This is a genomic window from Bradyrhizobium sp. USDA 4454 (genome assembly GCF_054822705.1).
In genome coordinates this window covers 4,549,468-4,572,433 of the sequence record NZ_JBTRCN010000001.1, presented here as the reverse complement: position 1 = coordinate 4,572,433, position 22,966 = coordinate 4,549,468, and the positions used below count along the sequence as shown (strand labels likewise).

General features: G+C 64.9%; 22 protein-coding genes and 1 pseudogene. 18 read left to right on the top strand and 5 right to left on the bottom strand.

The window, feature by feature from the left end; all coding sequences use genetic code 11:
- Positions 1-6 precede the first annotated feature (6 nt).
- Together ACVIW0_RS21555 and ACVIW0_RS21550 are read left to right on the top strand one after the other, a co-directional pair.
- Positions 7-516 carry a cytochrome P460 family protein gene (locus tag ACVIW0_RS21555; protein ID WP_461354147.1) on the top strand — a complete coding sequence of 170 codons (510 nt, stop codon included), beginning with the start codon at positions 7-9 and terminating at the stop codon, positions 514-516.
- Positions 517-615: 99 nt separating this feature from the next.
- Complete coding sequence (locus ACVIW0_RS21550; RefSeq protein ID WP_461354146.1) at positions 616-984, top strand: ArsC family reductase; 369 nt, start codon at positions 616-618, stop codon at positions 982-984.
- Positions 985-1,236: 252 nt separating this feature from the next.
- On the opposite strand, the gene ACVIW0_RS21545 is transcribed toward ACVIW0_RS21550, so the two are convergent.
- The gene (locus ACVIW0_RS21545) at positions 1,237-1,854 is read right to left on the bottom strand and encodes a hypothetical protein (RefSeq protein ID WP_461354145.1); all 618 of its coding nucleotides are present in this window, start codon (positions 1,852-1,854) and stop codon (positions 1,237-1,239) included.
- Between the two features lie 455 nt (positions 1,855-2,309).
- Here ACVIW0_RS21545 and ACVIW0_RS21540 point away from each other — a divergent pair, with 455 nt between their 5' ends.
- From ACVIW0_RS21540 to ACVIW0_RS21510, 7 genes are all read left to right on the top strand, one after another.
- Entirely contained in the window at positions 2,310-3,065 is a 756-nt protein-coding gene (locus ACVIW0_RS21540) for an ABC transporter ATP-binding protein (protein WP_456756557.1), read from the top strand.
- The gene (locus ACVIW0_RS21535) at positions 3,058-3,801 is read left to right on the top strand and encodes an ABC transporter ATP-binding protein (RefSeq protein WP_461354144.1); all 744 of its coding nucleotides are present in this window, start codon (positions 3,058-3,060) and stop codon (positions 3,799-3,801) included. Before ACVIW0_RS21540 ends, ACVIW0_RS21535 begins: the two co-directional genes overlap by 8 nt.
- A 39-nt stretch (positions 3,802-3,840) precedes the next feature.
- Positions 3,841-5,061 carry an ABC transporter substrate-binding protein gene (locus ACVIW0_RS21530; protein ID WP_461354143.1) on the top strand — a complete coding sequence of 407 codons (1,221 nt, stop codon included), beginning with the start codon at positions 3,841-3,843 and terminating at the stop codon, positions 5,059-5,061.
- A gap of 65 nt (positions 5,062-5,126) precedes the next feature.
- Positions 5,127-5,990: a branched-chain amino acid ABC transporter permease gene (locus ACVIW0_RS21525; protein WP_456755231.1), complete on the top strand. Its 864-nt coding sequence runs from the start codon at positions 5,127-5,129 to the stop codon at positions 5,988-5,990.
- A 1-nt stretch (position 5,991) separates the two neighbouring features.
- Positions 5,992-6,960: a branched-chain amino acid ABC transporter permease gene (locus tag ACVIW0_RS21520; RefSeq protein WP_461354142.1), complete on the top strand. Its 969-nt coding sequence runs from the start codon at positions 5,992-5,994 to the stop codon at positions 6,958-6,960.
- A 145-nt stretch (positions 6,961-7,105) separates the two neighbouring features.
- Positions 7,106-7,750: a DUF47 domain-containing protein gene (locus ACVIW0_RS21515; RefSeq protein WP_461354141.1), complete on the top strand. Its 645-nt coding sequence runs from the start codon at positions 7,106-7,108 to the stop codon at positions 7,748-7,750.
- 76 nt (positions 7,751-7,826) lie between these two features.
- On the top strand, positions 7,827-8,831 hold the full coding sequence (locus tag ACVIW0_RS21510; protein WP_461354140.1) for an inorganic phosphate transporter: 1,005 nt from the start codon (positions 7,827-7,829) through the stop codon (positions 8,829-8,831).
- On the opposite strand, the gene sugE is transcribed toward ACVIW0_RS21510, so the two are convergent.
- Positions 8,832-9,146: a quaternary ammonium compound efflux SMR transporter SugE gene (gene sugE, locus ACVIW0_RS21505; protein ID WP_461354139.1), complete on the bottom strand. Its 315-nt coding sequence runs from the start codon at positions 9,144-9,146 to the stop codon at positions 8,832-8,834.
- 151 nt (positions 9,147-9,297) lie between these two features.
- Between sugE and ACVIW0_RS21500 the strand changes: the two genes are divergently transcribed.
- From ACVIW0_RS21500 to ACVIW0_RS21460, 9 genes and pseudogenes are all read left to right on the top strand, one after another.
- Complete coding sequence (locus ACVIW0_RS21500) at positions 9,298-10,917, top strand: peptide chain release factor 3 (protein ID WP_461354138.1); 1,620 nt, start codon at positions 9,298-9,300, stop codon at positions 10,915-10,917.
- A 259-nt stretch (positions 10,918-11,176) separates the two neighbouring features.
- Positions 11,177-11,752: a hypothetical protein gene (locus ACVIW0_RS21495; RefSeq protein WP_461357386.1), complete on the top strand. Its 576-nt coding sequence runs from the start codon at positions 11,177-11,179 to the stop codon at positions 11,750-11,752.
- Between the two features lie 192 nt (positions 11,753-11,944).
- Complete coding sequence (locus ACVIW0_RS21490) at positions 11,945-12,529, top strand: NnrU family protein (RefSeq protein ID WP_461354137.1); 585 nt, start codon at positions 11,945-11,947, stop codon at positions 12,527-12,529.
- Between the two features lie 2 nt (positions 12,530-12,531).
- Positions 12,532-13,353, top strand: coding sequence for a 3-methyl-2-oxobutanoate hydroxymethyltransferase (panB, locus tag ACVIW0_RS21485; RefSeq protein ID WP_461354136.1), 822 nt, complete (start codon positions 12,532-12,534; stop codon positions 13,351-13,353).
- A gap of 10 nt (positions 13,354-13,363) precedes the next feature.
- Positions 13,364-14,956, top strand: coding sequence for a class I adenylate-forming enzyme family protein (locus tag ACVIW0_RS21480; RefSeq protein WP_461354135.1), 1,593 nt, complete (start codon positions 13,364-13,366; stop codon positions 14,954-14,956).
- A gap of 156 nt (positions 14,957-15,112) precedes the next feature.
- Positions 15,113-15,769, top strand: coding sequence for a tetratricopeptide repeat protein (locus ACVIW0_RS21475; RefSeq protein WP_461354134.1), 657 nt, complete (start codon positions 15,113-15,115; stop codon positions 15,767-15,769).
- 36 nt (positions 15,770-15,805) lie between these two features.
- A pseudogene (locus ACVIW0_RS21470) lies at positions 15,806-16,364 on the top strand (hypothetical protein).
- A 258-nt stretch (positions 16,365-16,622) separates the two neighbouring features.
- Positions 16,623-18,005 carry a ribosome biogenesis GTPase Der gene (gene der / locus ACVIW0_RS21465; protein WP_461354133.1) on the top strand — a complete coding sequence of 461 codons (1,383 nt, stop codon included), beginning with the start codon at positions 16,623-16,625 and terminating at the stop codon, positions 18,003-18,005.
- Between the two features lie 40 nt (positions 18,006-18,045).
- Positions 18,046-19,296 (top strand): MFS transporter, encoded by a 1,251-nt coding sequence (locus tag ACVIW0_RS21460; RefSeq protein ID WP_461354132.1) that lies wholly within the window; start codon positions 18,046-18,048, stop codon positions 19,294-19,296.
- A gap of 215 nt (positions 19,297-19,511) precedes the next feature.
- Here ACVIW0_RS21460 and ACVIW0_RS21455 read toward each other — a convergent pair whose 3' ends face one another.
- The 3 genes from ACVIW0_RS21455 to ACVIW0_RS21445 all read right to left on the bottom strand — a co-directional run bounded on the left by ACVIW0_RS21455 (position 19,512) and on the right by ACVIW0_RS21445 (position 22,951).
- Complete coding sequence (locus tag ACVIW0_RS21455; protein ID WP_461354131.1) at positions 19,512-20,738, bottom strand: ABC transporter substrate-binding protein; 1,227 nt, start codon at positions 20,736-20,738, stop codon at positions 19,512-19,514.
- Positions 20,739-20,874: 136 nt separating this feature from the next.
- On the bottom strand, positions 20,875-22,011 hold the full coding sequence (locus ACVIW0_RS21450) for an NHL repeat-containing protein (protein ID WP_461354130.1): 1,137 nt from the start codon (positions 22,009-22,011) through the stop codon (positions 20,875-20,877).
- A 199-nt stretch (positions 22,012-22,210) separates the two neighbouring features.
- A complete protein-coding gene (locus ACVIW0_RS21445) occupies positions 22,211-22,951 on the bottom strand; it encodes an SDR family NAD(P)-dependent oxidoreductase (protein ID WP_461354129.1) in 741 nt (246 codons plus the stop codon).
- Between the last annotated feature and the right edge of the window lie 15 nt (positions 22,952-22,966).

The following is a 22,966-nucleotide window of genomic DNA, read 5'->3' as shown; positions in this document are numbered from 1 at the left end:
CGGATCATGAAGCAGGTTGTGAAATGGGCCGCTGCCGCGATCGCGGCAGCCTGCATCAGCGCGTCATTGCCGTTTGCCGTCGGCCATGCCGATGACGCCGCATTGGCATCGCCGATCTTCGGCGTGAAAATCCCGGATGGCTATCGCGACTGGAAGCTGATCGCGGTCGGCGAGGAGACCGGGCTCGACGAACTGCGCAGCGTGCTCGGCAACACAACCGCGGTAAGGGCGTATCAGGACCGCGCCGCGCGATTCCCCGACGGCACCGTGCTGGTCAAGCTCGCCTGGAAGCGCAAGCCGGTTGCGGGCCTCGACGGCGCCTTCATCACGGGACCGGCGACCACGGTGCAGGTCATGGTCAAGGAAAGCGCCAAATATGCCGCCACCGGCGGCTGGGGCTTTGGCCGCTTCATCGACGGCAAGCCGGTCGATGCCGCCCAGCACGAGACGTGCTTCGCCTGTCACAAGGCCCACGCCAGCGATCACGATTTCGTCTTCACGCACTACGCACACTGAGTGCGACTGATATCGGTGTGGAGAGTGGCGCGCTCCGATCTGGCGCTGCCGTTGCAGTGAGGTTAGTTTCCCCGCCGCAATCGCATGCGGGGAACGGCTTTGACCATCACCATCTACGGCATCAAGAACTGCGACACCATGAAGAAGGCGCGCGCCTGGCTCGACGATCATGGCGTCGCCTACGACTTCCATGACTACAAGACGGCCGGGATCGCCAAGGACAAGCTCAAGCAGTGGAGCGAGGAGGTCGGCTGGGAGACGCTGCTCAACCGTGCCGGCACCACGTTCAAAAAGCTGCCCGATGCCGACAAAGAAAGTCTGAATGAGCGCAAGGCGCTGGCGCTGATGGCCGAGCAGCCCTCGATGATCAAGCGCCCGGTGCTCGACCTCGGACTAAAGCGCGTGGTCGGCTTCAAGCCGGATATCTATGCCAAGGAAGTGCCGGCGAAGGCGCGCAAGAAGGGGTGATGCGTTCGGCGCCAGCCAAAACGGGATGAGTCGCGATTGAAGTGGCTTGGCGGTTTCGGTTCACCTCTCCCCGTTGGAGAGAAGTCGGATTGCGTCTGGCGAGGCGAAGCATCGTCCAGTGCAATCCGGGTGAGGGCTCTTGCTCTCTCGATAGACCGCAGCCCTCACCCGATTTGCTTCGCAAATCGACCTCTCCCAAGGGAGAGGTGGACTTCCGACGCCGTTGCAGGCCAACCTATCTCGTCATGCCCCCTAGATCAGCTCGACCGAATCCTGGCTCGCCGGACGATCCGACGGCACGAACCTGCGGTCGATCACCGCGCGCACCGCGACGAGCGGGACCGACTTCGCCTTCACGCCCATCAGATTGTGCAGCCGGAAGCCGCCCTCGATGCTGATCGCCTTGTAGGAGCCGATGATGTGCTCGACGGTGTCGCCGCGTCCGAACGGCAGCAGCAGCCGCTCGTAGGAGACGTCCTTGCCGTCGGCGTCGGTGAGCTCCGCGACGGTGTAGGTTGGTCGCATTCGCTCGAGGCAGGCGCGATAGGAGAGGACAACGGCGGCATAACGCTCCGGGCCGATTGCGTCATGGAGATAGCGGTTGGTGCGCAGCCGCGGCTCGACGTGCTCGTTGCCATAGGCCGTCGTCAGCCTCGCGCCTTCCTGCGTGATGATGAAGCGCGCGGCGTCGCCGCTGCCCTCGACGTCAAAGCCCATCATGTCGGCGCGCTCGTCGGCGCTGCCGTCGGTGTGGAAATCGCACAGCAGGGGAAGCGCATCCGGCGTGCGCAGCGCGCGCAGCCAGGCATTCAGCAGCACCCGCTGCGTGATCGATTTGATCACCGATGGATCGGCGCTTGTGAAAGGCATGGGCTAGCCGGAGCGGGGGATCGTCGGGACGCGGGCATAAAGCCGCAGCCACGCGTTGAGGACATCGCGTGGCCGGATCGACATGACGACCGAGGAATTGGCGCTCTCGAAATGCAAGGCTGCAGCCGTTCATCATTCAATGGCCAGAGCTTCGGCGACAAGGCGGAAATATTCTATGAAAGGGAAGGAGCGGAGCAAAACACCCTTAATGCCGACTTTCCGAGGCGCAAAGCGCGCTCAAATACCATTCGACTAAGGATCAACCGGAACAAGCCGTGCCGATACTGCACTGCACAGCTTTCCACCTTGCGTAACCACCGCAGATGACGGCATATTCCGGCCCGGAGGAGGCGGGCGCCGGACGGTTTCCAAGACGGACCGACGACCTGTCTGACATGAAAAAACTGGCCACGCGGGCGAGGCGCTTCGCGGCGATGGCGTATGGGGGAATCTTTTTGGCCGATGAGTTTATCCTCGAAACCAGCGGATTGACCAAGGAATTCGCGGGTTTCTTTGCCGTTCGCGACGTCGCGCTGAAGGTGCGTCGCGGCAGTATCCATGCGTTGATCGGGCCGAACGGCGCCGGCAAGACGACCTGTTTCAATCTGCTGACCAAGTTCCTGAAGCCGTCGGCCGGCCAGATTCGCTACAAGGGCCAGGACATCACCGCGATGCCGCCCGCCGACGTGGCGCGGCTTGGCCTCGTCCGCTCGTTCCAGATCTCCGCGGTGTTTCCGCATCTGACCGCGCTGGAAAACGTGCGCGTGGCCCTGCAGCGCCAGCACGGCTCGTCATTCGATTTCTGGCGCTCCAAGAGCGTGCTCGACCGCTTCAATCCGCGCGCCCATGAACTCCTCAACGATGTCGGCCTGAGCGAATTCGCCAACACGCCGGCGGTCGAGATGCCCTACGGCCGCAAGCGCGCACTTGAAATTGCAACCACGCTCGCGCTCGACCCCGAGATGATGCTGCTCGACGAGCCGATGGCCGGCATGGGCCATGAGGACATCGACAAGATCGCGGCGCTGATCAAGCGGATCTCGGCCAAATACACCATCCTGATGGTCGAACATAACCTCTCGGTGGTGGCCAACCTCTCCGACATCATCACCGTGCTGACGCGCGGGCAGGTGCTGGCGGAGGGCAACTACGCCGACCTCTCCAAGGACGAGCGCGTGAAGGAAGCCTATCTGGGAGCGGGTCATGGCTGAGGCAAATCTCGCGGAGAAGCCGGTGGCCGCGGCCGGCGCCGAGGTGCTGGCGGTCAAGGATTTGCAGGCCTGGTACGGCGAATCCCACATTCTGCACGGCATCAATTTCAACGTGAAGGCCGGCGAGGTGGTGACGCTGCTCGGCCGCAATGGCGCCGGCAAGACCACCACGCTGAAGTCGATCATGGGCGTGATCGGCAAGCGCTCCGGGTCGATCCGCTTCGACGACAAGGAGATCATCCGCGCCACCTCGGACAGGATCGCGCGACTCGGCATCGCGTTCTGCCCGGAGGAGCGCGGCATCTTCGCCAGCCTCGATGTGAAGGAGAACCTGCTGCTGCCGCCGGTGGTGCGCCCGGGCGGCCTGCCGCTCGACCAGATCTTCACGCTGTTTCCCAACCTGAAGGAGCGCCTCACCAGCCAGGGAACCAAGCTGTCGGGCGGCGAGCAACAGATGCTGGCGATCGCCCGCATCCTGCGCACCGGCGCGCGCTTCCTGATGCTGGACGAGCCGACCGAAGGGTTGGCGCCGGTCATCATACAGCAGATCGGCCACACCATTGCGCGCCTGAAGTCGCAGGGATTTACCATCCTTCTGGTCGAGCAGAATTTCCGTTTCGCCTCGACCGTTGCCGACCGCTACTACATCGTCGAGCACGGCAAGGTGATCGACGGCTTCGCCAATTCCGAGCTGTCCGCCAACATGGACAAGCTGCATACCTATCTCGGCGTTTGATCGCCCGAGCCAGAAAATTTAAGGACTGAGGGAATCCCCATGAAGAACACGATTTCTGCGCTTCTGCTCGGCACCGCGATGGCGCTCAGCGTCGCGAGCATTGCCTCCGCCGACGACAAGGTCGTCAAGATCGGCGTGCTGTCGGATCAGTCCGGCCTCTACGCCGACCTCGCCGGTCCCGGCTCGACGCTGGCGGCGCAGATGGCGATCGAGGATTCCGGCCTCAAGGCCAAGGGCTGGACCATCGACCTGATCTCCGGCGATCACCAGAACAAGCCCGATATCGGCACCACCATCGCGCGCCAATGGTTCGACGTGGACAAGGTCGACACCATCGTCGACGTGCCGAATTCCGGCGTCGCGCTTGCGGTCAACAACGTCGTCAAGGAAAAGAACGGCGTCTACATCAATTCGGGTGCTGCGACCTCGGACCTCACCAACGCACAGTGCTCGCCCAACACGGTGCACTGGACCTACGACACCTACATGCTGGCGCACGCCACCGGCCAGGCGCTGGTGAAGGCAGGCGGGGACACCTGGTTCTTCCTGACCGCGGACTACGCGTTCGGCGCGGCGCTCGAGCGCGACACCACCGCGGTCGTCACCGCCAATGGCGGCAAGGTGGTCGGCGGCGTCAAGCATCCGCTCAACACCGCCGACTTCTCCTCGTTCCTGCTGCAGGCGCAGGCCTCCAAGGCCAAGATCATCGGTCTCGCCAATGCCGGCGGCGACACCACCAACTCGATCAAGCAGGCGGCCGAGTTCGGCATCGTCAAGGGCGGCCAGAAGCTCGCCGCGCTGCTGCTGTTCCTCACCGACGTCAAGGCGATCGGGCTCGAGACCGCGCAGGGCCTCAACTTCACCGAAACGTTCTACTGGGACCTCAACGACAACACCCGCGCGTTCTCCAAGCGTTTCTCGGAGAAAATGAAGAGCGGCGCGCCGCCGACCATGGTGCAGGCCGGCGTCTATGCGGGCCTCACACATTACTTCAAGGCGCTGGACGCGCTCGGCGGCAATCCGCATGACGGCGCCAAGGTGATCGCCAAGATGAAGACGATCCCGACCGACGATCCGCTGTTCGGCAAGGGCGAGATCGAGCCCAACGGCCGCGTCACCCACGACGCCTATCTGTTCGAGGTGAAGAAGCCCTCGGAGTCCAAAGGACCGTGGGACTTCTACAAGCTGGTCGGCACCGTGCCGGGCAAGGAGGCCTTCACGCCGCTCGACAAGAGCACCTGTGCGCTCCTGAAGAAGTGACGATCATGCCCGCCGGCCATGCGCGTGGCCGGCGGGCTTCATCTATCTAAGCGAAAGCTCACTCGATGCAGGCTCTCTACGCACAGCTTCTGGTCGGACTGATCAACGGCTCATTCTACGCGCTGCTCAGTCTCGGGCTTGCCGTCATCTTCGGCATGCTCAACATCATCAATTTCGCGCATGGCGCGCTCTACATGATGGGCGCGTTCGTGGCGTATTTTCTGCTCAACCTGGGCGGCATCAACTACTGGTGGGCGCTGATCATCGCCCCCGTCGTGGTCGGCATCTTCGGCATGATCCTCGAGCGCACCATGCTGCAATGGCTGACCGGGCTCGACCATCTCTACGGCCTGCTCTTGACCTTCGGCATCGCGCTGATCGTGCAGGGCGTGTTCCAGAACTATTTCGGCTCCTCCGGCCTGCCTTACTCGATCCCGGATCAGCTCAAGGGCGGCGTCAATCTCGGCTTCATGTTCCTGCCGATCTATCGCGGCTGGGTGGTCGTGTTCTCGCTGGTGGTGTGCCTTGCCACCTGGTTCCTGATCGAGAAGACGCAGCTCGGCGCCTACCTGCGTGCCGCGACGGAAAACCCGACGCTGGTGCGCGCCTTCGGCATCAACGTGCCGCGCATGATCACGCTGACCTACGGTCTCGGCGTCGGCCTGGCCGCGCTCGCCGGCGTGCTGTCGGCGCCGATCAACCAGGTCCGCCCGCTGATGGGCGCCGATCTCATCATCGTGGTGTTCGCGGTGGTCGTGATCGGCGGTATGGGCTCGATCATGGGCTCGATCATCACCGGCTTCACGCTCGGCGTGATCGAGGGATTGACCAAGTATTTTTATCCCGAGGCCTCCAACACCGTGGTGTTCGTGCTGATGGTGCTGGTGCTGCTGGTGAAGCCAACGGGACTGACGGGACGGGCGGCCTGATATGTCAGCATTGACCGACGATACACTTCCGGTGACGCCGCGCGCGATGCGCGACGAGATGATCGTATTCGCCGTGATGGCGGCGCTGCTGGCGATCGTGCCGTGGACGGGGATCTATCCGTTCTTCGTGATGCAGGCGCTGTGCTTTGCGCTGCTCGCCTGCGCCTTCAACCTCTTGATCGGCTTTGGCGGCCTGCTGTCGTTCGGCCACGCCATGTTCCTCGGCACCGCCGGCTACGTCTCGGCGCACGCGCTGAAGGTGTGGGGGCTGCCGCCCGAACTCGGCATCGTGGTCGGCACCGCGGCGGCGGCCCTGCTCGGCCTCGCCACCGGCTACATCTCGATCAAGCGGCAGGGCATCTACTTCTCGATGATCACGCTGGCACTGTCGCAGCTGCTTTACTTCCTGTATTTGCAGGCGCCGTTCACCCATGGCGAAGACGGCATCCAGGGCATCCCGCAAGGCCATTTGCTCGGGATCTTCGACCTCTCGAAGCCGATGGTGCTGTACTACGTCGTGCTGGTCGGCTTCCTTGCCGGCTTCCTGTTGATCTACCGAACCATCAACTCGCCGTTCGGCGAGGTCTTGAAGTCGATCCGCGAGAACGAGCCGCGCGCGATCTCGCTCGGCTACAAGACCGACCAGTACAAGCTCTTGGCCTTCATCCTGTCCGGCACGCTGGCCGGCTTTGCCGGCTCGCTCAAGGTGTTCGTGGCGCAGAACGCCTCGCTCACCGACGTGCATTGGTCGATGTCCGGAGAAATCGTGCTGATGACCCTGGTCGGCGGCCTCGGCACCATCTTTGGCCCGGTGGTCGGTGCGTTCGTGATCATCGCCATGCAGCAATATCTCGCCGGGTTCGGCCAATGGGTGACGGTGATCCAGGGCGTGATCTTCGTGGCCTGCGTGCTGCTGTTCCGCCGCGGCCTGGTCGGTGAGCTGGCCCATCTGCTCAGGCGGTCGCTGTAAGGGCAGGGGGCGGGATTTTCGGCCGACATAGCGGTGGACGACCGCCCGTTCGGGCGGTCGTTTCAGGTTTTTTCCCCGCCAGATGCTCTATGACAGTTCCGTGACAGTCGCTAAAAGGGCTGTCCCGGAATGATGGAACAGAGACATGCTGCGCTGGTTTCGCGCCTTCCTGCCCAAGGAAGAGCGATTTTTCGAGCTGTTCGCCCGCCACGCCCAGACCTCCGTGCAGTGCTCGCTGGCGCTGCAGGACATGCTGAAGGGCGGGGACGAGACCCCGGTGTTCTGCCAGCGCGTCAATCAGTTCGAGAACGACGCCGACAGCGTCACCCGCGAGGTGCTGACCGCGGTTCGCCGCACCTTCATCACCCCGTTCGACCGCGGCGACATCAAGAACCTGATCACCGCGATGGACGACGCGGTCGACCAGATGCAGGCGACCGCCAAGGCGGTGATGCTGTTCGAGGTGCGCGAGTTCGAGCCGCCGATGCGCGAGATCGGCACCCTGATCGTCGAATGCGCCAATCTGGTCGTCCGCGCGTTGCCATTGTTGCAGGCGATCGGCCACAACGTCTCGATGCTGACCCAGATCACTGAGGAACTGACCAAGCTCGAGGGCCGGGTCGACGATCTCCACGATATCGGGCTCAAGGAATTGTTCCTCAAGCACCGCAACGCCAACACGATGGATTTCATCGTCGGCGCGGAGATCTACGACCACCTCGAGAAGGTGGCCGACCGCTTCGACGACGTCGCCAACGAGATCAACTCGATCGTGATCGAGCAAGTCTGAGCATGATCCGGAAAAGTGTGGAGCGGTTTTCCGACAAGATCATGCGCAAGAAAACACAATAAAGCTGGGGCATCACGTGGACGCCACGCTGGGTCTTCCGGTTCTGACCATCCTGATCGCGGTCGCGCTGCTGTTCGACTTCCTGAACGGGCTGCACGACGCCGCGAACTCGATCGCGACCATCGTCTCGACCCGGGTGCTGCGGCCGCAATATGCGGTGTTCTGGGCGGCGTTCTTCAACTTCGTGGCCTTCGCGGTGTTCGGCCTGCACGTCGCCAACACCATCGGCACCGGGATCATCGATCCGGCGGTGGTGGATGCGACCGTGATCTTCGCCGCGCTGGTCGGCGCGATCGTCTGGAACGTGATCACCTGGGGCTTAGGGATTCCCTCATCGAGCTCGCACGCGCTGATCGGCGGCCTGGTCGGCGCCGGCATGGCGAAGGCGGGCATCTCGGCGGCGGTGTGGAGCGGGCTCACCAAGACCTTGCTCGCGATCGTGCTGTCGCCGCTGGTCGGCTTCCTGCTGGCGCTGGTGCTGGTCGCGATCGTGTCCTGGCTGTCGGTGCGCTCGACGCCGTTCGCGGTCGACCGCGCCTTCCGCATCCTGCAATTCGCCTCGGCCTCGCTGTATTCGCTCGGCCATGGCGGCAACGACGCGCAGAAGACCATGGGCATCATCGCCGTGCTGCTCTACTCGCAGGGCCATCTCGGCGACACCTTCGAAATCCCGTTCTGGGTCGTGCTGGCCTGCCAGAGCGCGATGGCGCTGGGCACCCTGATGGGCGGCTGGCGGATCGTCCGGACCATGGGGCTGCGGATCACCAAGCTGACGCCGATGCAGGGTTTTTGCGCCGAAACCGGCGGCGCCGCGACGCTATTCATCGCGACCTATCTCGGGGTTCCCGTCTCGACCACCCACACCATCACCGGCGCCATCGTCGGCGTCGGCGCCGCACGGCGGCTCTCCGCCGTGCGCTGGAACGTGGCGAGCTCGATCGTCTACGCCTGGGTCATCACGATCCCGGCGTCGGCCGCGATCGCGGCCGCGACGTACTGGGTTGTGCAGGTTCTCAAATAGCTAGCCGACCAGTTTCAGCCCGACGATGCCGGACACGATCAGGGCGATGCTGGCGAGCCGCATCGCGCTCGCGGGCTCACCGAGCAGGATGATGCCGAGCGTTGCGGTGCCGACCGCGCCAATCCCGGTCCAGACCGCGTAGGCGGTTCCAATTGGCAGCGTCTTCAGCGCGAGGCCGAGCAGCAGCACGCTGCCGGCCATCGCCGCCAGCGTCAGCACCGATGGCACCGGCCGCGAGAAGCCCTCGGTGTATTTCAGCCCGATCGCCCAGCCGATCTCGAGCAGGCCTGCGGTGAACAGAATGGCCCAAGCCATAACGAACCCTCCGGATAAGGCAGGGTCGTCCCCGCGGCTGATGTGGTGAGGAAAGGTCGTCCTTCCCGGCCAGATATGGGGAACGCGCCGCCGCTCCGCATTGCGACAAAACGCCCTTGATTGCGCCCGTTTTCCCTGCCAAATGCCGGCCATGTCCGATACCGCTGCAACCACCGAATCGCCGTCCCGCTCGCCGCTGTCAGAAGAAGTGGCGCGGCGGCGCACCTTTGCGATCATCTCGCACCCGGACGCCGGCAAGACCACGCTGACGGAAAAGCTGCTGCTGTTCGGCGGCGCCATCAACCTCGCGGGCCAGGTCAAGGCCAAGGGCGAGCGCCGCAACACGCGCTCGGACTGGATGAAGATCGAGCGCGAACGCGGCATCTCGGTGGTCACCTCGGTGATGACCTTCGAATTCAACGACCTCGTGTTCAACCTGCTGGACACGCCGGGCCATGAGGACTTTTCGGAAGACACCTATCGCACGCTGACCGCGGTCGATTCCGCCGTCATGGTGATCGACGCTGCGAAAGGCATCGAAGCGCGCACGCGAAAACTGTTCGAGGTGTGCCGGCTGCGTGACATCCCGATCATCACCTTCATCAACAAGATGGACCGCGAGAGCCGCGACACGTTCGAACTCCTCGATGAGATCGAGAAGACGCTGGCGCTCGACACCACCCCGATGACCTGGCCGGTCGGCCGCGGCCGCGACTTCCTCGGCACCTATGATGTCGTCAATGGCGGCGTGCGCCTGCTCGAGGGTGGCGGCGCCAAGACCGGCGCCACCGAGCAGATCGACATCGCCGATCTCGGCAGGCGCAACCCCAACCTCGACGTCGCCGAGGTCAAGGACGAGCTCGCGCTGGCCTCGGAGGCCTGCAAGCCGTTCGAGCTCGCGGCGTTCCGCGAGGGGCATCTGACGCCGGTCTATTTCGGCAGCGCGCTGCGCAATTTCGGCGTCGGCGACTTGCTCGAAGGCCTCGGCAAATTCGCGCCGGCGCCGCGCGCGCAGGACTCCGATCTGCGCAAGGTCGAGGCGGCCGAGCCGCGGATGAGCGCGTTCGTGTTCAAGATCCAGGCCAACATGGATCCGAACCATCGCGACCGCATCGCCTTCGCCCGGCTGTGCTCGGGCAGGCTCAGCCGCGGCATGAAGGCCAAGCTGGTCCGCACCGGCAAGAACATGAGCCTGTCGAGCCCGCAATTCTTCTTCGCGCAGGATCGCTCGGTGGCGGATGAAGCGTTCGCCGGCGACGTCGTCGGCATTCCCAACCACGGCACCTTGCGGATCGGCGACACCCTGACCGAGGGCGAGGATCTGACCTTCGTCGGCGTGCCGAGTTTTGCGCCTGAAATCGTCCGCCGCGTCCGCCTCACCGATGCGATGAAGGCGAAGAAGCTGAAGGAAGCCCTGCAGCAGATGTCGGAGGAGGGCGTCGTGCAGGTGTTCCGCCCGCGCGACGGCGCGCCGGCGCTGGTCGGCGTGGTCGGTCCGCTGCAGCTCGACGTGCTGAAGGCGCGGCTCGACGCGGAATATTCGCTGCCGGTCGAGTTCGAGGTCTCGGAATTCTCGCTGGCGCGCTGGATCTCGTCCGACGACCGCAAGAAACTCGACGCTTTCATCGCTGCGAACAATTCCGGCATTGCCGACGATGTCGACGGTGATCCCGTGTTCATGGCCAAGAACGAATTCTATCTCGGCTACACACGCGAGCGCGCCGAGGGCATCACCTTCTCCAACGTCAAAGACGTGAAGAAGAAGGCGTAGGGGCCGCTTGCTCCCCTGTCGTCCCCCGGCTCGACCGGGAGACCCAGTACGCCGGGGCTTGTCGATTGATCACAACCGTCTCTGGAATACTGGATCGCCCGATCAAGTCGGGCGATGACAGCGGGATTGTGGCTAGACAAGCGCGAGGAATTGAACGTCGCCCGGCTTGCTCCGGTCCGGCCGCGGTACCATGTTCCCCGGAGCGCAATCCGGGTCCGTCTGCATGTTTCGACGCGTCGCCATCTGTCTCGCTTTTGCCATGCTGGCCTTTGTGCTCGCGAGCGCTGTCTCTGCGCAGCAGCGGCAACAGACCAACCCGGCGCCGTTCGCACACACGCCTTGCAGTGTGCTCGACGAAGGGCCTTGCATCCCGTCTTATTGCAGCGTGTTCAACACCGGGCCGTGCTTTCCCGAGATGGATTATCCGTACGGCGAAAATCTCCAGCTCACGATCCTGACCGTGCCGCCCGAGGGGCAGGCCGAGAAGTACCGCAAGCCGGATCACGATCTCAATACCATCGGCGATCTCTTCGCCGCATTGCGCTCCTGCTGGGCGCCGCCGCCACCGGGCGATGCGCGCGCGGGCATGCAGATGTCGGTGCGCTTCAGCTTCAAGCGATCCGGTGAGATGATCGGCGCGCCACGACTGACGTTTTCGACGCGGGGCATCCCGGCCGACACCCGCACCACCTACCTCAACGCCATCAATGCCTCGCTGGGTGCCTGCCTGCCGCTGAAATTCACCGGCGGGCTCGGCGGCGCGCTGGCCGGCCGCCCGATCATGATCCGCTATGTCGACAATCGGGAGCTGGCCAAGCCGGCCGGCAATCCGTGATGGCACGTCATTCCGGGGCGATGCGAAGCATCGAACCCGGAATCTGGAGGTTGGCTTGCGCGCGCTATAATCTCGAGATTCCGGGTCTGGCCCTGCGGGCCATCCCGGAATGACGGCATAGGCTGCAACGCATTGCTTTCCGCAGTCTGAAGATGTTAGGCGAGGGCATCAATCAATCAGCGGAGGAACATCGTGGGACTGCTCGTCATGATCCTGGGTCTCGTGCTGTTCCTCGGCATCCATGTGCTGACCAGCCTGCGCGACCTGCGCGCGGGCATCGTCACTGCGATGGGCGAGGGGGCCTACAAGGGCGTCTATTCCCTGGTGTCGTTCGCAGGGCTTGCGCTGATCATCTGGGGTTTCGGCCACTACCGCGCGACCGGCTGGATCGACGTCTGGACGCCGCCGACCGCCTTCAAGCACATTGCGGTGGCGCTGATGCTGCCCGCCGTCATCCTCGTCGTCGCCGCCTATATCCGCGGCCGCATCTACACCACGCTGAAGCATCCGATGCTGGCGGGCGTGAAGCTGTGGGCATTCGCGCATCTGCTCGCCAATGGCGATCTCGGCTCGATCATCCTGTTCGGCTCGTTCCTCGGCTGGGCGGTCTATGACCGGATCTCGCTGAAGCGTCGCGCCGATGCCGGTGCGCCGCCGATCCCGGTGGGCGGCCCGACCAACGACCTGATCGCGATCGCGGTCGGTGTCATCGTCTATCTGGCGCTGGCGTTTGCGTTCCACGCGGTCGTGATCGGCGTGCCTGTCATGGGAGCCTGACTATGTCTGTTCAATCCGCCATCAAGCGCAAGACCGCGCCGGATCTGCGCGCCCGCAAGAATGGCGAGCCGATCGTGATGCTGACGTCGTACCACGCGCACACCGCGGCACTGGTCGACCGCCATTGCGACGCCATCCTGGTCGGCGATTCCCTCGGCAACGTCATGCACGGCTTCGAGACCACGGTGCCGGTGACGCTCGACATGATGATCCTGCAAGGCCGCGCGGTGATGCGCGGCTCGCAGGCCGCGCTGGTTGTCGTGGATATGCCGTTCGGCTCCTATGAGGGGTCGAAGGAGCAGGCGTTCCAGTCCGCGGTGCGGATCATGAAGGAAACGCTGTGCGGCGCGGTCAAGCTCGAGGGCGGCGCGCGGATGGCCGAGACGGTGGCGTTCCTGTCCGAGCGCGGCATTCCGGTGATGGGCCATATCGGCCTGACGCCGCAGTCGATCAACACGCTGGGCTCGTTCCGCGCCCAGGGCCGCGAGGAGGAGACCTGGGCGCCGATCGAAAACGACGCCAAGGCCATTGCGGAGGCGGGCGCGTTCTCGATCGTGGTCGAGGCGGTCGCCGAGCCGCTGGCGCGCAAGATCACGCAGTCGATCGCCGTGCCGACGATCGGCATCGGCGCCAGCGCGGCCTGCGATGGTCAGGTGCTGGTGCTCGAGGACATGCTCGGCCTGTCGCCGCGCGCGCCGAAATTCGTCCGCCGCTACGGCAATCTCGGCCCCGCGATCGAGGAAGCGGTCGCGGGCTATGCGCGCGACGTCAAGAGCCGCGCCTTCCCGGGGCCGGAGCACGTCTACGGAATGAAGAAGAGCTGACGAGGCACGCATGGACTGGTCGCAATACGGATTGCCGCCGATGCGGCTCGAGCTCCGCTTCGGCGATCGCGTCGTGCCGGCATTCGCGGAGCGGCCGGCCAGCCTGTGGGCGATGATCGCGGACGCCGTGGCGCAAAACGGCGACGGCGAGGCGTTGGTCTGCGGCGCGACGCGAATGAGCTGGCGCGAGGTCGCCGAGCAATCGGCCAAGGTCGCGGCGGGGTTCTCAAAACTCGGTCTTGCGCCCGGCGACCGCGTCGCGATTCTGCTCGGCAACCGCATCGAGTTCGTGCTGACGATGTTTGCTGCCGCGCATGCCGGGCTGGTCACGGTGCTGCTCTCGACGCGCCAGCAAAAGCCCGAGATCGCCTATGTGCTGAACGATTGCGGCGCAAAATGCCTGGTCCATGAGGCCACGCTTGCCGACCGCATCCCTGATGCGGCCGATATTCCCGGCCTCGCGCATCGCCTCTCGGTCAGCGACGACAGCGCGTCGCAATTCGGTCCGCTGCGCGACAATGTTCCGGCGCAGGCACCGGCGGAGGTGAGGGAAGAGGACACCGCGATGATCCTCTATACCTCGGGCACTACGGGCCGGCCCAAGGGCGCGATGCTCGCCCATTGCAACATCATCCACTCCTCGATGGTGTTCGCATCCTGCCTCAAGCTGACCAAGGCCGATTGTTCGATCGCCGCAGTGCCGCTCGCGCACGTCACCGGCGCGGTCGCCAATGTCACCACGATGGCCCGCTGCGCCGGCGCGCTGATCATCATGCCGGAGTTCAAGGCGTCCGAGTATCTCAAGGTCGCGGCGCGCGAGCGCGTCACCTATACGGTGATGGTGCCGGCGATGTATAATCTCTGCCTGATGCAGCCGGATTTCGACAGCTATGACCTGTCGAGCTGGCGGATCGGCGGCTTCGGCGGCGCGCCGATGCCGGTCGCGACCATCGAAAAGCTCGACGCCAAGATTCCCGGACTGAAGCTCGCCAATTGCTACGGCGCGACCGAGACGACGTCGCCTTCGACGCTGATGCCCGGCGAACTCACCGCGGCCCATATCGACAGCGTCGGCTTGCCATGTCCCGGCGCCGAGATCGTCGTGATGGGCGCCGACGGCCGCGAGGTGCCGCGCGGCGAGATCGGCGAGCTCTGGATCCGCAGCGCCTCTGTCATCAAGGGCTACTGGAATAATCCGAAGGCGACCGCCGAGAGTTTTACCGCGGGCTTTTGGCATTCCGGCGATCTCGGCTCGGTCGATGCCGACAATTTCGTCCGCGTGTTCGACCGCCAGAAGGACATGATCAACCGCGGCGGCCTGAAGATCTATTCCGCCGAGGTCGAGTCGGTGCTTGCCGGCCACCCGGCTGTGATCGAGAGCGCGATCATCGCCAAGCCGTGCCCGGTGCTCGGCGAGCGTGTGCACGCGGTGATCGTGACCCGCAGCGAGGTGAATGCGGAAAGCCTGCGCGCCTGGTGCGCCGAGCGCCTGTCCGATTACAAGGTGCCGGAGACCATGGTGCTCAGCACAACGCCGCTGCCGCGCAACGCCAACGGCAAGGTGATCAAGCGGCAGCTGCGGGAGACGCTGGCGGGGGCGTGATCTGGGCAGGACAAACGTCCCCGGTTAACGCTTTGATCCGCCTCGCTTTGCCTTGCCTCCGCCACACCGTTAGGGTAACGCCGCCGCGATGTGGGGATCGGGTAGGGGCAGAGCTCCACCCAGATTCGCGGTCCCGAGGGGATGGGATAGCTTTAAGTGTCTGAATTATTTGACGAAGTAGACGAGGAAGTCCGTCGCGATCAGCTGAAGAAGCTGTGGGACAAGTACTCGATCTTTATCATCGCGCTGGCGGTCCTGGTGGTCGCCGGCGTCGGTGGCTGGCGCGGCTACCAATATCTTGAGGCCAAGAAGGCTGCCGTGGCCGGTGCGGCGTTCGACCGCGCCGTCGAGCTGTCGGACCAGAACAAGCACGCCGAGGCCGAGGCTGCCTTTGCCGACCTGATCACCAAGGCCCCGTCCGGTTACCGCACGCTGGCACGGCTGCGCATGGCCGCCGAGGTCGCGACCCGCGACCAGCCGGCCGCCGCAAAACTCTATGACGAGATCGCAGCCGATCGCAGCGTCGGCGGCCCCGATCAGGATCTGGCGCGGATCCGCGCCGCGCAGCTCGTGATGGAATCCACGACCTATCCGAACATGCTGCAGCGGCTCGAGGCTGTGGCGACGTCGAAGGATTCGACGTTCCGTCACTCCGCGCGCGAGTTGCTGGCGCTGTCCGCCTGGCGCGCCAACGATACCGCCGCGGCGCGGCAATGGCTCGACCAGATTGCCAATGACGGCGAGACGCCGCCGAGCATGCGCTCGCGCGCCGAAGCGCTGCAGGCCCTGTTGCCGCCGGTCGCCAAGAGCTGACAGGCGCGAAACCCGAGTTTGAGTGAGAGATCGACCATGCGACGCTCGCAACGCCTGATCGCAGCCGCAGTCCTCACCGCGCTTTGCGGCGCGCTGGCCGGCTGCGGCAGTGGCGGCATGGCCAATTTCGACCCGAGCGACATGCTCGACTTCCTCGACACCAAGAAGAAGCTGCCGGGGCGACCGCAAGCCGGTGTTCCCCGAAGGCGTGCCCGGCCTCGAGCAGGGCGTGCCGAAGGAATTGTACAAGGGCTCGCAGCAGGAGCAGCTCGACCAGCAGAACGCTGCGGCGGCCGCGGCTGCCCAGCCGGCTCCAGCACCGGAGTCGCCGAAAGGCGCCAAGAAGCACGCCAAGCGCGCCGCGCCATCAGCGGATCAGGCGGCTGCTCCCGATGCCGCGACCGAGGAGGGGGGCCCCGCCGCGGTGCCGTCCGATCCGAAGCCGAAGAAGATCGTCCGCCGCCGCACCACCGCGCCGCCCGCCGACGACCAGCAGGCGCAGCCTGCCGCTCCGGCCCAGCAGCAGACCCAGACCACGCAACAATCCGGCGGCGCGTTTCCCGCGCCGCTACCGAGCGGCGGATTCAGCCGCTAATCGCCTGTGGGATTCCACCTCGCCCCGCCTGCGGGGAGAGGTCGGAATTCAAGCACAGCTTGAATTCCGGGTGAGGGGGGTCTCCACGAACTCACATCTTGCGGTGTTCGCGGAGACGGCCCCTCACCCCAACCCTCTCCCCGTAAGAACGGGGAGAGGGAGAAGGAGCCCCATCATTTGCTTCGACCGCTCTCCATTCGTGCTGTAGTTCTTTCGAGCACTTTGACCCGCGGATGACAGACCGCGCCTGGATGATCCATGTCTTTTACCATCGCCATTATCGGCCGGCCCAATGTCGGAAAGTCGACGCTGTTCAACCGGCTGGTCGGCCAGAAGCTCGCGCTGGTGGACGACGAGCCCGGCGTCACCCGTGACCGCCGCGAGGGCCAGGCCAAGCTCTACGATCTCGACTTCACCATCATCGACACCGCAGGGCTCGACGAGGGCGCCAAGGGCTCGCTGACGGCGCGGATGCAGGAGCAGACCGAGACCGCGATCGAGCTCGCCGACGCGCTGATGTTCGTGATCGACGCCCGCGTCGGCCTGACCCCGACCGACCGCGCCTTCGCCGACTTCGCCCGCAAGGCCAACAAGCCGGTCGTGCTGGTCGCCAACAAGGCCGAGGGCAAGCATGGCGAGATCGGCGCCATGGAATCCTATGCGCTCGGGCTCGGCGATCCCGTGCAGATCTCGGCCGAGCATGGCGAGGGCATGGGCGACCTGCACGAGGCGCTGAGCGCGCTGGTGCCCGAGACGTCGGAAGAAGACGCCGAGATCGAGGATGACGAGGACATCTCCGAGGAGGAGGCCGCGCAGCGCCCGATCCGCGTCGCCATCGTCGGCCGGCCCAACGCCGGCAAGTCGACCCTGATCAACCATCTGCTCGGCGAGGAGCGGCTGTTGACCAGCCCCGAGGCCGGCACCACGCGCGATTCCATCGCAGTCGAGATCACCTGGCAGGGCCGCCAGTTCCGGGTGTTCGACACCGCCGGGCTGCGCCGCCGCTCGCGGATCGAGGAGAAGCTGGAAAAGCTCTCGGTCGCCGACGCGCTGCGCGCGGTGCGCTTCGCCGAAGTCGTTGTCATGATGATGGACGCGCAGAACAAGTTCGAGGAGCAGGATCTGCGCATCGCCGATCTGATCGAGCGCGAGGGCCGCGCGATCGTGCTCGCGGTCAACAAATGGGACCTGGTCGAGCGCAAGCCCAACCAGATTTCGCAACTGCGCACCGATGCCGACCATTGGCTGCCGCAGGTCAAGGGCGCGCCTGTTGTCGCGGTCTCCGGCCTGATGGGCGAGGGCATCGACCGACTGATGACGGCGATCCAGGAGGCCTATGCGGTCTGGAACCGGCGGCTGCCGACCTCGGCGCTCAATCGCTGGTTCGAGCAGGCGATCCAGGCCAACCCGCCGCCGGCGGTCTCGGGCCGCCGGCTGAAGCTGAACTACATCACGCAGGTGAAGGCGCGCCCGCCGAGCTTCGTGCTGTTCTGCTCGCGTGCGGACGCGATTCCGCGATCCTATCTGCGCTATCTCATCAACTCGCTGCGCGAGACCTTCGATCTGCCGGGCACGCCGATCCGGATCACGCTGCGTGAGAAGGCCAATCCGTTCGCCCACAAGCGCAAACGGCCGTCGTGAACGGGCATAGCGTTTTCGAGCGAAGTGGGTACCGGTTCGCGTGAAGAAAACGCGTCAAAACGAGAATGACACGGTTGCTGTAGCGCAACCGCGCGGCGGCGCGGTGATCTTCATCTTCATCACCCTGTTGCTCGACATGCTCGCGCTCGGGATCATCATCCCGATCCTGCCCAAGCTGATCGAGGGCTTTGTCGACAACGACACCGCCAGCGCGGCACGCATCTTCGGCGTGTTCGGCTCGATCTGGGCGTTGATGCAGTTCGTCTGCTCGCCGATCCTGGGCGCACTGTCCGATCGCTTCGGCCGCCGGCCGGTGGTGTTGCTGTCCAATTTCGGCCTTGCCGCCGACTACGTGCTGATGGCGCTGGCGCCGAACCTGATCTGGCTGTTCATCGGGCGGGCGATCTCGGGCATCACCTCGTCGAGCATCTCGACCGTGTTCGCCTATATCGCCGACATCACCGCGCCGGAGCAGCGCGCCGCGATGTTCGGCAAGATCGGCGTGGCGTTCGGCGCCGGCTTCATCCTGGGGCCGGCGCTCGGTGGCCTGCTTGGCGAGATCGATCCGCGGCTGCCGTTCTGGGCGGCGGCCGGCCTGAGCTTCGTCAACGGGCTATACGGCCTGTTCATCCTGCCGGAATCGCTGCCGGTGGAGCGGCGCGCGCCGTTCAAATGGAAGAGCGCCAATCCGATCGGCGCGATGCATTTCCTGCGCGCCAACCCGACGCTCGCCGGGCTGTCGCTGGCGACGTTCTTCGGCCAGCTCGCGCATGTCGTGCTGCCCTCGGTGTTCGTGCTCTACGCCACCTATCGCTACGGCTGGGACACCGGCACCGTCGGTGCGACGCTGGCGCTGGTCGGCCTCTGCGGCATGATCGTGCAGGGCGCGGCGATCGGCCCGATCGTGCAGCGGCTCGGCGAGCGCAACGCGTTGTTCCTCGGCCTCGTCTGTGGCGCCCTGGGCTTCGTGATCTTCGGCGCCGCGCCGTCAGGCCAATTATTCTGGATCGGCATTCCCGTGATGGCGCTGTGGGGGATTTCCGGCGCCGCGACGCAGGCCTTGACGACGCAGCTCGTCGCCGCCGACCAGCAGGGCCAGTTGCAGGGCGCGACATCCAGCGTGCAGAGCATATCGGAATTGATCGGCCCGTTCCTGTTCACGCTGACCTTCGCCTATTTCATCGGCGAGAGCGCGCCGTTCAAGATGCCCGGCGCGCCGTTCTATCTGGCCGGCGCGCTGCTGCTGCTCGCGCTCGCGATCGCATGGCGCGCGACATCACAGAAATCGTAGGGTGGGTTAGCCGAAGGCGTAACCCACCGACTTCGTGCCGCGAAGAGAGATGGTGGGTTACGCTTCGCTAACCCACCCTACGACAGCTCGCTGATACGGAGCGTGTCATTCCGGGATGGTGCGCAAGCACCAGACCCGGAATCTCGAGATTCCCCGATGCGCAATTGCGCATCTGAGGTTCGCGCATTGCGCGTCCCGGAATGACTGCTACGCAGTCACTTCTTCACCAGCGGACAATCGCTCGCTTCGAGCGGCTTGGCGGCGTCTTCCGGCGAGATGGTGGCGATCAGCTTGTAATAATCCCAGGGATATTTCGACTCTTCCGGCTTCTTCACCTCGAACAGATAGGCCGGGATGATGCGACGGCCGTCGATCCGCAGCGGACCCTTGCCGAACAAGGGATCGTCGGTCGGGATCTCCTTCATCTTGGCGACCACCTTGGCGCCGTCATGCGGATTGCCGCCCATCGCGTCCAGCGCCTTCAGATAATGCAGCACGCCGGCATAGACGCCGGCCACCGTCATCGACGGCATCGAGCCCTTCGGCGAGACCTTTTGGAAGCGCTTCGACCAGGCGCGGGTCTGGTCGTTCGCGTCCCAGTAGAATGACTCGGTGAAGGTGAGGCCCTGCGCGATCTTGAGGCCGAGCGCATGCACGTCGTTGACGAACAACAGCAGCGCCGCGAGCTTCTGTCCGCTCGCGGTGATGCCGAATTCGGACGCTTGCTTGATCGCGTTGGTGGTGTCGCCGCCGGCATTGGCAAGGCCGATGACCTTTGCCTTGGAGGCCTGCGCCTGCAGCAGGAACGAGGAGAAGTCGGCGGTGTTGAGCGGGTGCTTGACGCCACCGAGCGACTTGCCGCCATTCGCGGTGACGACCGCCGTGGTGTCGCGCTCCAGCGCATGGCCGAAGGCGTAGTCGGCGGTGAGGAAGAACCAGGTGTCGCCGCCGGCCTTGGTCAGCGCCTGGCCGGTGCCGTGGGCCAGCATGTAGGTGTCGAACGTGTACGAGATCGTGTTGGCGTTGCAGGCCTTGCCGGTGAGGTCGGCGGTCGCAGCCCCCGAGTTGAGCACGATCGAGTTCTTCTCCTTGGCGAGATTGCTCACCGCCAGCGCGACGCCGGAGTTCGGCGTATCGGTGATGATGTCGACCTTCTCATTGTCGATCCAGTTGCGCGCGATGTTGACGCCAACGTCGGGCTTGTTCTGGTGATCGCCGCTGAGCACCTCGATCTTCCAGCCCTTGGCGAGCAGACCGGAGTCTTCCACCGCCATGTTGGCGGCCGCCACCGAGTTCGGGCCGCCGATGTCGGCATAGAGGCCCGACATGTCGTTCAGCACGCCGATCTTGACGTTCTTGTCTTGAGCAAGGGCCGGCGTTGCGAGGCCGAGTGCAGCGCAAGCGAGAAGCACGGCGTGGCGCCGTGCGAGTGTCGTCGTCATAAGACATTCCCTCCACTGTAAACTTTTCCGGACAGCCCTCTTGCGGGGCCTTGTGCCGATGGTTCGGGTTTCCGCTTACCCTGTCCTTGGGCAAGCGGCAATGCGCATAAAGCCGAAGGAGGCACGTCGTCGCCTCTTATTTAAGCGCATCCGAGATCGGCTTGAATTTCTGGATCCGCTTGCCGTCGACCTCGCCGGTGTAGACGTTGCCCTTCTGGTCGACCGCTATGACGTGGAGCAGGGCGAATTGTCCGGCATTGCGGCCGCTATGGCCGAAGGTGCCGACCACGGAGCCATCGTCGCGCTTGATGACGCGGATCTCGTTGTTGGTGCCGTCGGCGTTCAGCAGATAGCTCTGCTTCGGATCGGGCCACAGCGCGAGATCGAACACCGCGCCGTCGCCGCGGGTGTTCTTTTCGTAGAACCATTCCCGCACGAAGGTGCCGTTCTTCTGGAACACCTGGATGCGGTCCTGGCTGCGATCGCAGACATAGACCAGCCCGTCACTGGCGATCTTGATGCAATGCACGGGATTGCCGAACTGTTCCTGCACCGCCGCGCTCGGATCGTAGGGCGGCTGCTTGTCGTCGGTCGGCAATTTGCCATAGCCGCCCCAGTGCCGCTTGTAGGCCAGCGTGGTGGCGTCGAACACGATGACGCGGCGGTTTCCGTAGCCGTCGGCGACGTAGAGCTCGTTGGCATCCTTATCGACCGCGATCCCCGCGGGCCGGCCGAGCTGGGTGGGGTCGTTGCTATTGGTGCGCGCGGCGACCTTGCCAATCTGGCCGAGATATTTGCCGTCGAGCGAGAACTTCAGGATTTCGCTGTCCTCATCGGCATTGCCGCCGATCCAGACGAAGCCGCGCTCGTCGACCTCGATGCCGTGCTCGCGGCCGACCCATTGATAACCGTCGCCGGGACCGCCCCAGGATCGCAACAGATTGCCGTCGGCGTCGAACTCCAACACCGGCGGCGCCGCGACGCAGCACTTTGCGCGCGGCGGGGTCAGGCTCGCCGCCTTCTCGCCGTCAGTCAGCGAGCGCGGCCGGTGGATCACCCAGATGTGGCCCTGCCAGTCGACGGTGATGCCGCCGATCTGGCCGAGGATCCAGTTGTTGGGCAGCTCTTTCGGCCAGGACGCGTCGACCGTGAAGGTCGGGACGTCACCGGCCCGGGCGGGCGCGGGCGGAATGAAAAGCGCTGAGGATGCGATGCCGGCGGAGAGGAACAATCCGGACAGAATGGAGCGCGCGCGATTGAACGTCGGCGTCATGATGCCTCCCGAGAGTTTTCTTGGCGGGCCGTGCCGCTGGGGAGGGCAGTCAATCGTGGGGCGGGGGGCGAGTCAATGTCTCCCGCCATTGCAGGCGTTGCGTAGCCCGGATGGAGCGAAGCGAAATCCGGGACACGTCTTTCGGCGAAGAAACAGCCCGGAGTGCGCTGCGCTCCATCCGGGCTACGGGAGGATTCATTTACGCCGGCGGCTGGAACGTGCGCAGCGTGCGTGCCTTGTAGTCGTACAGCTTGCCGGTCTCGGTCCATTCGGGCGAGCACATCGGCACGATGAACTCCGCGGCCATGTCGGGCGTATCGAGCGTCATCGGGTCTTCGCCGGGAAACACCTGCGCGCGCATCCTCGTGCGGATCGGGCCGGGGCTGAAAAGATTGACGCGCAGCGGCGTGTTGGCGGTCTCGTTGGCCCAGGAGCGCACCAGCGCGTCGAGCGCGGCCTTGGAGGCTGCATAGGGGCCGAGATAGGCGCTGGCCTTGTGCGCCACGCCCGAGGTCACGAACACCGCGCGGCCGGCGTCCGACTGCCGCAGCAGCGGGTCCATGCAGCGGATCAGCTGGAAGTTGGCGGTGACGTTGATCGCCATCACGTCGTTCCACGGCTTCAGCTCGATATGGCCGAGCGGCGACGAGGGACCCGCCGTGCCGGCATTGCCGATGAGGATGTCGAGCTTGCCGTGGCGCTCATGCAGCGCGAGCCCGAGCCGCGCGATGCCCTCGTAATCGGTGAGCGAGAGCGGCACCAGCGTGGCGCTGCCGCCGTCCTTGCGGATCGCGTCGTCGAGCTCTTCCAGCCCGCCTTGGGTGCGCGCCACCGCCACGACATGCGCGCCGGCCTTGGCCAGCGCGACTGATGTCGCATAGCCGATGCCGCGCGAGGCGCCGGTCACGAGGGCAATCCGGGAGGCGAGGGGTTTTGTCATGTCGGTCTGTCCGCG

Bases quoted from the DNA above. Each gene is read 5' to 3' on its own strand.
- ACVIW0_RS21555 (WP_461354147.1), top strand. From the start codon at position 7: ATGAAGCAGGTTGTGAAATGGGCCGCTGCCGCGATCGCGGCAGCCTGC.
- ACVIW0_RS21545 (WP_461354145.1), bottom strand. From the start codon at position 1,854: ATGCCTTTCACAAGCGCCGATCCATCGGTGATCAAATCGATCACGCAG.
- ACVIW0_RS21535 (WP_461354144.1), top strand. From the start codon at position 3,058: ATGGCTGAGGCAAATCTCGCGGAGAAGCCGGTGGCCGCGGCCGGCGCC.
- ACVIW0_RS21530 (WP_461354143.1), top strand. From the start codon at position 3,841: ATGAAGAACACGATTTCTGCGCTTCTGCTCGGCACCGCGATGGCGCTC.
- ACVIW0_RS21525 (WP_456755231.1), top strand. From the start codon at position 5,127: ATGCAGGCTCTCTACGCACAGCTTCTGGTCGGACTGATCAACGGCTCA.
- ACVIW0_RS21520 (WP_461354142.1), top strand. From the start codon at position 5,992: ATGTCAGCATTGACCGACGATACACTTCCGGTGACGCCGCGCGCGATG.
- ACVIW0_RS21515 (WP_461354141.1), top strand. From the start codon at position 7,106: ATGCTGCGCTGGTTTCGCGCCTTCCTGCCCAAGGAAGAGCGATTTTTC.
- sugE (WP_461354139.1), bottom strand. From the start codon at position 9,146: ATGGCTTGGGCCATTCTGTTCACCGCAGGCCTGCTCGAGATCGGCTGG.
- ACVIW0_RS21500 (WP_461354138.1), top strand. From the start codon at position 9,298: ATGTCCGATACCGCTGCAACCACCGAATCGCCGTCCCGCTCGCCGCTG.
- ACVIW0_RS21495 (WP_461357386.1), top strand. From the start codon at position 11,177: ATGCTGGCCTTTGTGCTCGCGAGCGCTGTCTCTGCGCAGCAGCGGCAA.
- panB (WP_461354136.1), top strand. From the start codon at position 12,532: ATGTCTGTTCAATCCGCCATCAAGCGCAAGACCGCGCCGGATCTGCGC.
- ACVIW0_RS21480 (WP_461354135.1), top strand. From the start codon at position 13,364: ATGGACTGGTCGCAATACGGATTGCCGCCGATGCGGCTCGAGCTCCGC.
- der (WP_461354133.1), top strand. From the start codon at position 16,623: ATGTCTTTTACCATCGCCATTATCGGCCGGCCCAATGTCGGAAAGTCG.
- ACVIW0_RS21455 (WP_461354131.1), bottom strand. From the start codon at position 20,738: ATGACGACGACACTCGCACGGCGCCACGCCGTGCTTCTCGCTTGCGCT.
- ACVIW0_RS21450 (WP_461354130.1), bottom strand. From the start codon at position 22,011: ATGACGCCGACGTTCAATCGCGCGCGCTCCATTCTGTCCGGATTGTTC.
- ACVIW0_RS21445 (WP_461354129.1), bottom strand. From the start codon at position 22,951: ATGACAAAACCCCTCGCCTCCCGGATTGCCCTCGTGACCGGCGCCTCG.